Raw genomic sequence first — 9,250 nt, forward strand, 5'->3', positions numbered from 1 at the left:
TCAACCGGCCCAGTCTTGCGGCGTTAAATAATGCGTTAACAGTCGCTCTTCGTCGCTGCCAGGTTCGGGCGTATGGCCATAGACCCATTGCACATGCGGCGGCAACGACATCAGAATCGATTCGGTACGCCCGCCGGATTGCAACCCAAACAGGGTGCCCCGGTCGAACACCAGATTGAATTCAACGTAGCGACCACGACGCACTTCCTGCCAGTCCCGGTGGGCCTGGGTGTAGGGAGTCTCTTTCCGTTGTTGCACGATAGGAAGATAGGCGTCGAGATAACTGTTGCCAACAGCTTGCATAAAACCGAAGCAGGTATCGAAGTCCCACTCATTCAGATCATCGTAAAACAAGCCACCAATACCGCGTGGTTCATTGCGATGTTTCAGATAAAAATACTCGTCGCACCAGGTTTTGAAACGCGGATAAACCATATCACCAAAAGGCTCACAGGCAGCCTTCGCTGTTTGGTGCCAGTGCCGGCAGTCGTCATCGAAGCCGTAATAGGGCGTAAGGTCGTAACCACCGCCAAACCACCAGACCGGTTTCATGCCGTCTTTTTCGGCGACAAAAAAGCGTACATTGGCGTGCGAGGTCGGCACAAACGGGTTACGCGGGTGAATCACCAGCGAGACGCCCAATGCCTGCCAGCGGCACCCCGCCAATTCTGGCCGGTGCGCGGTCGCGCTGGCCGGCATGGTGTCGCCCATCACATGGCTGAACCCGACACCGCCTTTTTCAATGACCGGCCCACCCTGCAATACACGTGAACGTCCGCCACCTCCTTCAGATCGATCCCAGCTCTCCTCGGCAAAGTGGGCGGTACCGTTCTCGCGTTCGAGTGCCGCGCAAATGCGATCCTGCAGATCCAGCAGATAGGTTTTGATCGGTTCGATATCGAATTCGGCGTGCGTCATGCGGTCTCCACAGAAACGGGGTGGGGTAAGGCAGGGTTCAGGCGCGAAAAACCTGATCGGTCAGCAGGTCACGGATCTGGCTCGGCTGGGCACCGGAAAAGGTTTGCCCCGGCGCGATACCATCGAGTTCTGCACCCAGCTTCAGGCTCACCTGCAGCCGGTCGGTCATCGCTGGTTTACCGCTGCGATTGGCGCTGGTCGACACCAGTGGTATGCCCGCGTGTCGGCACAAAGCCCGCGCCATCGGATGGCCCGGCACACGCACAGCGATGGTCGGCCGATTACCCGTCACCCAATCGGGCAGGCTGCCATTGTGCTCCACAACCCAGGTGAAAGGCCCGGGCCAGCGTTCGGTCATGCGGTAAATCAGATCAGAACTCAGGGGTGCGAGGTAAGGGGCCAGTTGGTCATAGTCGGCCGCGATAATAATCAGCCCCTTGGCAACCGGACGCTCCTTAATGGCCAGAATTCGACCCACCGCATCGGCATTCCAGGGGTCACACCCCAGGCCCCAAACGCCCTCGGTCGGGTAAGCCACTACACCCCCGGCCAGGAGGCGTTTGCCCAGTTGGCGCGCGGCAAAATCAAGGGCTTTAGGCAGTAGGGTTTCAGCAGTCACGATGACGGGATCCGGATTCATACCAAGGAGCGGGGAAGGGTACTGAATTAAAAGACGTGGGACAATAAAAGACGTGGGACAGGAAGGGACGTGACACAATAAGAGACGCGAAACAATAAAGGACGCAAAACAATAAAAGACGTCAGTTCATGTTCCGCGTCTTTTATTGTTCTGCGTCAGTCAAATCCTGCAATAGCCGCCAGGCTGTTGCAGGATCCAGCCAGCCAGTTCCAGTTCGAGCAGTGGCTCCAGCAGGGTGTGTGAGGCACATTCCAGGTGGTCGCTGAGCACATCGAGGGGCTGGGGTTCCGATGACAGCAGCCCGAGCAGGGTGGCTTGCAGTTCGGGTAAGTCCGGGTCCAACGGCGGGCAGGGCGCAGAGGGTGGGCTGGCGCGAAGTGAGTCCAACGCGCCATCACCCAGTAAATCATCAATGCCAGTCAGCAGGCGGGCGCCGTCCTGAATCAGCCGATGGCAACCGGCCGTGTTCGGGTTACTGACGTCACCGGGCAATGCGAACACCTCGCGGCCCTGCTCCAGAGCATGGTCGGCGGTAATCAGCGAGCCGCTGCGTTCGGCGGCTTCGACCACCACGATGGCGCCACTCATGCCGCTGATGATGCGATTACGCCGGGGGAAGTGGCCCGGTTTGGGCTGGGTACCCAGTGGGTACTCCGAGACCAGGGCGCCGTGACGACTGATTCTGGAGAACAGGCCCGCATTCTGTTTCGGGTAAACCAGATCCACCCCACAGCCGAGTACCGCCAGTGTTTTGCCACTGCCCTCCAGCGCGCCTTCATGGGCACAGGCATCAATACCGGCCGCCCCGCCGCTGGTGACCACACACCCGGCTTCACTGATACCACGACCCAGGCTTTGGGCGTGTTTGCGAGCCGAGAGACTGGCATTACGGCTGCCCACAACCCCTACCTGGTTCTGCCCCAATAGATTCGGGTTACCCCGGACCCACAGCATCAGCGGCGGGTCTCCGATGTGAGTTAATAGCTGTGGATAAGCCGGGCACTGCAAACTCACCAGGTGGCAATCTTCCTGCTCCTGCCAGCGCAGTTGCTCCAGCGCACGCCGATACACCGGGTGCTGTTCCCCCAGGCGGTGAATATCACTAAGGGTGTGTTTAATGGCGGGGGGTAGCGGCCAGCGCTGGGCATATCGGAACAGGTCGCGTGGGTCATCCACCACGTCCAATAGCTGGTGGCAGCGTTTCAGGCCGAAGCCGGGTGTCAGTACCCAACACAGCCAATGCAAACGTTCATCCATGGTAAACGGGTCCTTTTCCCTGATTTGGTTCCGACCACTTCCCTGCCGGATATAACTGTTTGACACTTTCAGAGTCGGTGCCACTCTGCCGTAAGCAGTTTGACCAGCCCGACTTTAGGCGTCCGGTCAGAAACCCGGTGAACGCACCTGATCACCCACACTCATCGGCACGTCGGCTTCCAGAATCAACCCATAGGACGCTTTATCGAAAACACGAAACACCATCATCAGCCCGGCTTCGGTTTCTGGCAGCTGCAGACGAACGTTGGTGATCGGATCACGGACCCGATCGCCGCGCAGAAACACACGAAATATATTGCCGGCCTCTAGCCCTTCGCGTTCGCCTTTATTGATGGTGACTACATCGAACTGGCCAATACTGCGCACACCGCGGGCCACTCTCAGAATTTCACCTTCGACGCCATCGGGCGGCTCACTCGGGTAAAACATGGAGTTCAACAAGGTTTCATCCGAAGGCAGCAAACGATCGCTCAGGCCAATTTGCTGATTAGTGCGCTGCAGCTCCAGAGTGCCAATATCGCGACTGTAATCAGACAGGCGCGCCTGGCCCAGCTCAATGGCTTCAAACCCCAGATCCTCGCCAGTGGTTGGGTCTGTTAGCGGCTCGCCCTCACGGTAAATCTGATAGGTGCGCAACGCTTCGTCGAAGTCACCCCGGGCATAGACGGTATCGCCCGCGCCGACGATCAGGCGGCCTTCCTGCCCACTGACAATGTAAGGTGCTTCGGTCAACTGGTTTTCCGACAGAATGCGGTTACCGGTCAGGAACCCAGCGACGTATTCGCGGGGAATGGACGGGATAGCCCCCAGAATGGGGGTGACCCGAGCCGTGGGCCGCAATTTGACCAGGCCACCTTCGGCATCTTCCGGCGAAACCCGCACTGTGCTTGCTTCTTCACCCCGGGACAGGGTCGTCAGGCGTCGCTCGCCATCGACCAGGATCAGGCCGATCACATCACCGGGGTATATCAGGTGCGGGTTTTCGATTTGGGTATTCAATTGCCAGATGTCCTGCCATTTCCACGGATCGGCCAGGTACATTTCGGCGATATCCCACAATGTATCGCCTTTCTGAACGGTATAGCGTTCGGGCACATCGGCATTGAGCGCAACATTTTCCGACCACGCAGGAAGCGCGCCGAAGCACAGAATGACGAAAGCTGCGATGGTGTTCCTCATAGCCAGTTTCCCTATAACAATCTACGGTACGGTCAATGGTGCGATCGGTTCTACCGATAACTACGGTCAGTATATAAGCAGCCGCCCGGAAAGCCGACCCGCAAAACAGGCACTTTCTGCCCTTTAGTTCATCGCTGTCTGCAACCTGCCACGTCACCCTTGTTGTTCGATCATGAAAGGTGACCGCGTCGGGTCAGTATATGGCACATACACCTGTTCTAAGAGTGACCACTTTTAGTTTAGCAGTCAATCGCTTAGCGAGACATATTAAAGCCCGCTGTGAGCTGTTTGTGGCGCTTTATCGCTGGTTTTGAGAGCAAAGTCACAACAAACCCAGATCCAACTCGACACGTGCAAGAAGCCTAACGCCGTATGTCCCGTATTTTTTACCGTTTTTAGCGGATTACCGTGCGTTGCAAGCACCGGTTTGCGCCCATATTGTGTAAAATACGCTAATAACACATCGAATTAAGACAGGGCACAGGAACCATGGCATTACTGGACATACTCGAATACCCCGATCCGCGCTTGCGAACCATCGCCAAACCGGTTAAAGCGGTGGATGAACGCATCCGCACGCTGGCCAGTGACATGCTGGAAACCATGTACGATGCGCCGGGCATTGGCTTGGCGGCCAGCCAGGTGAATGTTCACGAACGTGTGATTGTGGTCGATGTATCAGAAGAGCAGGATGAGCCACATGTGTTTATCAACCCCGAGTATGAAAAACTCGGCGGTGATATCGAATATCAGGAAGGCTGCCTGTCGGTGCCGGGCTATTACGAGAAAGTCACCCGCTCGGACAAAATTCACGTCAAAGCGTTGAATGTCGATGGCGAACCGTTCGAACTGGTGGCTGAGGACCTGCTCGCTATCTGTATCCAGCACGAGATCGACCACCTCGACGGCAAACTGTTCGTCGACTACATCTCCAACCTGAAACGCACGCGGATTCGCAAGAAGCTGGAAAAACAGCACAAACAGATGGCCTCCTGATTTATGGCGCTGAAGGTAATCTTCGCCGGAACGCCGGACTTTGCGGCCGAGCATTTACAAGCCATGCTGGGCTCCGATCATGACGTCATCGCGGTTTACACTCGGCCCGACCAGCCCGCCGGTCGTGGCCGAAAGGTGACGGCCTCACCCGTTAAAACCGTCGCCGAAGCTGCGGGTATTCCGGTTTACCAGCCCAAATCACTGCGTGATGCCGATGCCCAGGCTGAACTGGTGGCCCTGGGTGCCGACTTAATGGTCGTTGTTGCCTACGGGCTGATATTGCCACAAGCCGTGCTCGACGCACCGCGACTCGGTTGCATCAATGTCCACGCCTCCCTGTTACCACGGTGGCGCGGTGCTGCACCAATTCACCGGGCACTGCTGGCCGGAGACGCTGAGACCGGCGTCACCATCATGCAGATGAATGCCGGACTCGATACCGGCGACATGCTGCTCAAAGCCCACTGCCCGATCACGCCCGACATGACCAGCGAACGCCTGCACGATACCCTGATCGACTGCGGCAAACCGGCATTGATCGACGCGCTCGCGCGCCTGGAAGCTGGCACCGCTGTGGCCGAACCACAAAACGATGCCGAGGCTACCTATGCCGAGAAACTCAACAAGGCCGAAGGCGAGATTAACTGGGCCAACAGCGCCGAATACATCAATCGCCAGATACGCGGGCTAACGCCCTGGCCGGGTGCTTACACCCAGTGGCAGGGTCAAACGCTGCGCATTCATCGGGCCCGAATCGGTGATCAGGCAGCCACGACATCACCCGGCTCCATCCAGCAACTCGGTACCACCGACATGGTCATCGCCTGCGGTCAGGGCACTCTGGTTATCGAAAGGCTACAGATGCCCGGCAAGAAAGCCATGGCCACAGCCGATGTACTGAACGCGCGCCGCGCGGCCTTTGAAGCCGATCCGGTATTTAGCAGTAACCAACTCCACCAAACCGAGGCCGCCCAATGAGCCAGAACGTCCGTGTCCTGGCGGCTCAAACCGTGTTGCAGGTCGCCGATCATGGTCGCTCGCTGAGCGATTTGCTGCCACGTTACCGCGATACACTCGAAGAGGCCGATCGCGGCCTGTATCAGAAACTGGTGTATGGCACCGTTCGGCACTATTTAAGCCTGGACGAGTTTGCCCGTACCCTGCTCGACAAACCGATTCAGCACAAAGAGCGGGTGATACATATGCTGCTGCTGGTCGGGCTCTACCAACTGCTGTATCTCGACATACCCGAGCATGCGACCATCAATGAAACGGTTGACGCCACCAAACCGTTGAAAAAACCCTGGGCCAGAGCGCTGCTGAATGCCGCGCTGCGCCGCTTCCAACGCGAGCGCGAGGAACTGACCGAAAAGCTGCAAAACCAACAGGCCATGCCCGGCTGGCTGACTCGTCAGTTGCGTAAGGATTACCCTGAACAATGGCTCGACATCATGACCAACTGCAACGAACAGGGCCCGATGACCCTGCGCGTGAATGAGCGCCAGGGCAGCCGCGAAGACTGGCTGGCTGAGGCGGATGCAGCGGGTTTGTCGATGACTCCGTCAGCGATTACCGCCTCAGCCGTGACCCTCGCTCAACCGGTCGGTGTATTGCAGTTGCCGGGGTTTGAACAGGGCCGGGTCAGTGTGCAGGACGAAGCCGCCCAGCAATGCGCCTTCCTGCTCGACCCGCAAGACGGCGACCGCATTCTCGATGCCTGCGCCGCCCCCGGTGGCAAAACCGGCCACCTGCTGGAACGCGCTGACGCTCAGGTTACTGCACTGGATATCGATGCTGGCCGACTGGAACGGGTGCAGGAAAACCTGGACCGCATTGGCCTGCAAGCCGACCTTAAAGCGGCCGATGCCGCCGATCTGAAAAGCTGGTGGGATGGCACCCCTTTCGACCGCATTTTGCTGGACGCACCCTGCTCGGGCACCGGCGTTATTCGTCGCCACCCGGACATTAAATTACTGCGCAAGCCCAAAGACGTGGAGTTTTTGACCCAGGTGCAAGATCAGTTACTGCACCGTTTGTGGCAAACACTCAAACCGGGCGGGACGCTGTTGTACGCGACCTGCTCACTGCTGCAACGTGAAAATTCCGAACGCGTGTCCGCTTTTTTGAAACGCCAGTCAGACGCCCGCCTGGTCGAGCTGCAACTGGCGGGTGACGCCGGGGTCGAGGTCGGGGTACAGTGGCTGCCAACGCCGGGTGGCCACGACGGTTTTTACTTTGCGCTGCTCGAAAAAGTGACTGACTAAGTCTTAAAAGGAAACGGGCGTGAAAATCATCCTGTTGGGTGCCGGTCAGGTCGGCGCCACTCTGGCGGAAAATCTGGCCAGTGAAGACAACGACATCACCGTAGTCGATACCGATGCCGAACGGTTGCGTAACTTGCAGGACCGGCTCGATATCCGCACCGTAACCGGCATGGCGTCGTTGCCCAATATTCTGGCGCAGGCCGGTGCTGAAGATGCCGACTTGCTGATTGCCGTTACAAGCAGCGATGAAGTTAACATGGCCGCCTGCCAGGTTGCCTACACCCTGTTTCGCACGCCGACCAAGATTGCCCGCATCCGCAGCCCGCAATATACCCAGCACAGCGAAAAACTCTTTGCGCCTGAAGCGGTTCCGGTCGATGTTCTGATCAGCCCCGAGCAGTTGGTGACCAATTACATTCAACGGTTAATTGAAACCCCGGGTGCGCTGCAGGTGCTTGATTTCGCTGAGGGCAAACTGCAACTGGTGGCGGTTAAGGCTTATCACGGCGGCCCCTTGGTCGGCCAGGAACTGCGTTTCCTGAAACAGCACATGCCCTCGGTGCAAACCCGGGTTGCGGCCATCTTTCGCAAAGACCGGCCGATCATTCCCGAAGGGTCCACCGTGATCGAAGCGGACGATGAGGTGTTTTTCATTGCCGGGCGCACCGATATCCGCGCCGTGATGAGCGAGCTGCGCACCAAAGAACGGTCCTACAAGCGCATCATTATCGCTGGCGGTGGCAACATCGGCTATCGGCTGGCGCTGGGCCTGGAAAGCCGGTACTCGGTCAAGCTGCTGGAACGCAACGAAACCCGGTGCCAATGGCTGAGCGAAAACCTGAACCACTCCGTAGTACTGCACGGTGACGTCTCGGACCAGGATTTATTGCTCGATGAGAACATCGAAGACACCGATATCTTCCTGGCGCTGACCAACGACGATGAAGCCAATATCATGGCCTCCATGCTGGCCAAGCGCCTCGGTTCGCGCAAGGTTATGACGCTGATCAACAACTCGGCCTATGTAGACCTGGTGCAAGGCGGTGAAATCGACGTTGCCATCTCGCCGTCGCAAACCACGATCGGCAGTCTGCTGACTCACGTACGCCGTGGCGACATCGTCAACGTACACTCCCTGCGTCGTGGTGCAGCCGAAGCCATTGAGGCCATCGCCCATGGCGACAAGCGCTCTTCCAAAGTGGTTGGCCGGGCCATCGAAGACATCGACTTACCGGAAGGCTGCACCATCGGTGCTATTGTGCGCAACGAGGAAGTACTGATTGCCCGCGATGATCTGGTCATAGAATCAGACGACCACGTGATATTGTTCCTGATCGACAAGCGAAGAATTAACGACGTAGAACGGTTGTTCCAGGTGGGACTGACGTTCTTCTGACCCGTGGTGGTTTAAAAACGGGACAGTGCAGTGGCATGAGCTCGGGTCACAGGCCCGCTTCATTGCACCCCTCACGGAGGCACATCCCTGTGCCGCCGTGAGGGACGCGGGCTTCCTGCCCGCTGTTACATGAAGCGACCCTGCAACCCTTGTTACGGTGCCGGCATTTTTAAACGTTCAGCAGGAGTGGTACTGCACAATGCATTATCGAATGACCATCAAGGTTCTGGGCTTGCTGTTGATGGTCTTCAGTCTGTCGATGCTGCCGTCTGTGCTGGTCTCGTTTTATTATCAGGACGGTATTCACAACGCCTTTATTCTTGGCTTTCTGCTGACGCTGGTGGCCGGGTTTATCAGTTGGATGCCGGTGCGCCATTATCAGGGCGAGCTGCGCACGCGCGATGGTTTTGTCATTACCGTGCTGTTCTGGGTGGTGCTGGGGCTGGCCGGTTCTATTCCCATTCACCTGGCCCCAGCGGCCACGGTGACCTATACCGACTCGTTTTTTGAAAGCTTTTCCGCGCTGACCACCACCGGGGCCACCGTCGTTGTCGGGCTCGACAGCCTGCCCAAGAGCCT

Annotated in this window: 9 protein-coding genes; 5 read left to right on the forward strand and 4 right to left on the reverse strand. The window is 57.8% G+C overall.

Annotated elements, in window-relative coordinates:
• The 4 genes from hemF to WEB54_RS05310 form a co-directional block, all read right to left on the reverse strand.
• Complete coding sequence (gene hemF, locus WEB54_RS05295; RefSeq protein WP_368053762.1) at positions 1-918, reverse strand: oxygen-dependent coproporphyrinogen oxidase; 918 nt, start codon at positions 916-918, stop codon at positions 1-3.
• Positions 919-955: 37 nt separating this feature from the next.
• Positions 956-1,537, reverse strand: coding sequence for an L-threonylcarbamoyladenylate synthase (locus WEB54_RS05300; RefSeq protein ID WP_368053916.1), 582 nt, complete (start codon positions 1,535-1,537; stop codon positions 956-958).
• 180 nt (positions 1,538-1,717) lie between these two features.
• The gene (gene dprA / locus WEB54_RS05305; RefSeq protein ID WP_368053918.1) at positions 1,718-2,815 is read right to left on the reverse strand and encodes a DNA-processing protein DprA; all 1,098 of its coding nucleotides are present in this window, start codon (positions 2,813-2,815) and stop codon (positions 1,718-1,720) included.
• Positions 2,816-2,941: 126 nt separating this feature from the next.
• Positions 2,942-4,015: a LysM peptidoglycan-binding domain-containing protein gene (locus WEB54_RS05310; RefSeq protein WP_368053768.1), complete on the reverse strand. Its 1,074-nt coding sequence runs from the start codon at positions 4,013-4,015 to the stop codon at positions 2,942-2,944.
• A 489-nt stretch (positions 4,016-4,504) separates the two neighbouring features.
• Here WEB54_RS05310 and def point away from each other — a divergent pair, with 489 nt between their 5' ends.
• The 5 genes from def to WEB54_RS05335 form a co-directional block, all read left to right on the forward strand.
• Positions 4,505-5,011, forward strand: a complete 507-nt coding sequence (gene def, locus WEB54_RS05315; protein ID WP_368053770.1) for a peptide deformylase — start codon at positions 4,505-4,507, stop codon at positions 5,009-5,011.
• Between the two features lie 3 nt (positions 5,012-5,014).
• A complete protein-coding gene (gene fmt, locus WEB54_RS05320; protein WP_368053772.1) occupies positions 5,015-5,989 on the forward strand; it encodes a methionyl-tRNA formyltransferase in 975 nt (324 codons plus the stop codon).
• Positions 5,986-7,275: a 16S rRNA (cytosine(967)-C(5))-methyltransferase RsmB gene (gene rsmB, locus WEB54_RS05325; RefSeq protein WP_368053921.1), complete on the forward strand. Its 1,290-nt coding sequence runs from the start codon at positions 5,986-5,988 to the stop codon at positions 7,273-7,275. The genes fmt and rsmB overlap by 4 nt, the downstream gene beginning before the upstream one ends.
• Before the next feature lie 19 nt (positions 7,276-7,294).
• Positions 7,295-8,671, forward strand: coding sequence for a Trk system potassium transporter TrkA (trkA, locus tag WEB54_RS05330; protein WP_368053923.1), 1,377 nt, complete (start codon positions 7,295-7,297; stop codon positions 8,669-8,671).
• Positions 8,672-8,870: 199 nt separating this feature from the next.
• On the forward strand, positions 8,871-9,250 hold a 380-nt coding region (locus tag WEB54_RS05335), incomplete at its 3' end, for a potassium transporter TrkG (RefSeq protein ID WP_368053925.1).

It is taken from the genome of Saccharospirillum sp. (assembly GCF_040881935.1).
GTDB lineage: Bacteria > Pseudomonadota > Gammaproteobacteria > Pseudomonadales > Natronospirillaceae > Saccharospirillum.

What these genes read in the sequence shown, in the direction of transcription:
- WEB54_RS05310 (WP_368053768.1), bottom strand. Translation starts at nt 4,015, where the DNA reads ATGAGGAACACCATCGCAGCTTTCGTCATTCTGTGCTTCGGCGCGCTT.
- hemF (WP_368053762.1), bottom strand. Translation starts at nt 918, where the DNA reads ATGACGCACGCCGAATTCGATATCGAACCGATCAAAACCTATCTGCTG.
- def (WP_368053770.1), top strand. Translation starts at nt 4,505, where the DNA reads ATGGCATTACTGGACATACTCGAATACCCCGATCCGCGCTTGCGAACC.
- dprA (WP_368053918.1), bottom strand. Translation starts at nt 2,815, where the DNA reads ATGGATGAACGTTTGCATTGGCTGTGTTGGGTACTGACACCCGGCTTC.
- rsmB (WP_368053921.1), top strand. Translation starts at nt 5,986, where the DNA reads ATGAGCCAGAACGTCCGTGTCCTGGCGGCTCAAACCGTGTTGCAGGTC.
- fmt (WP_368053772.1), top strand. Translation starts at nt 5,015, where the DNA reads ATGGCGCTGAAGGTAATCTTCGCCGGAACGCCGGACTTTGCGGCCGAG.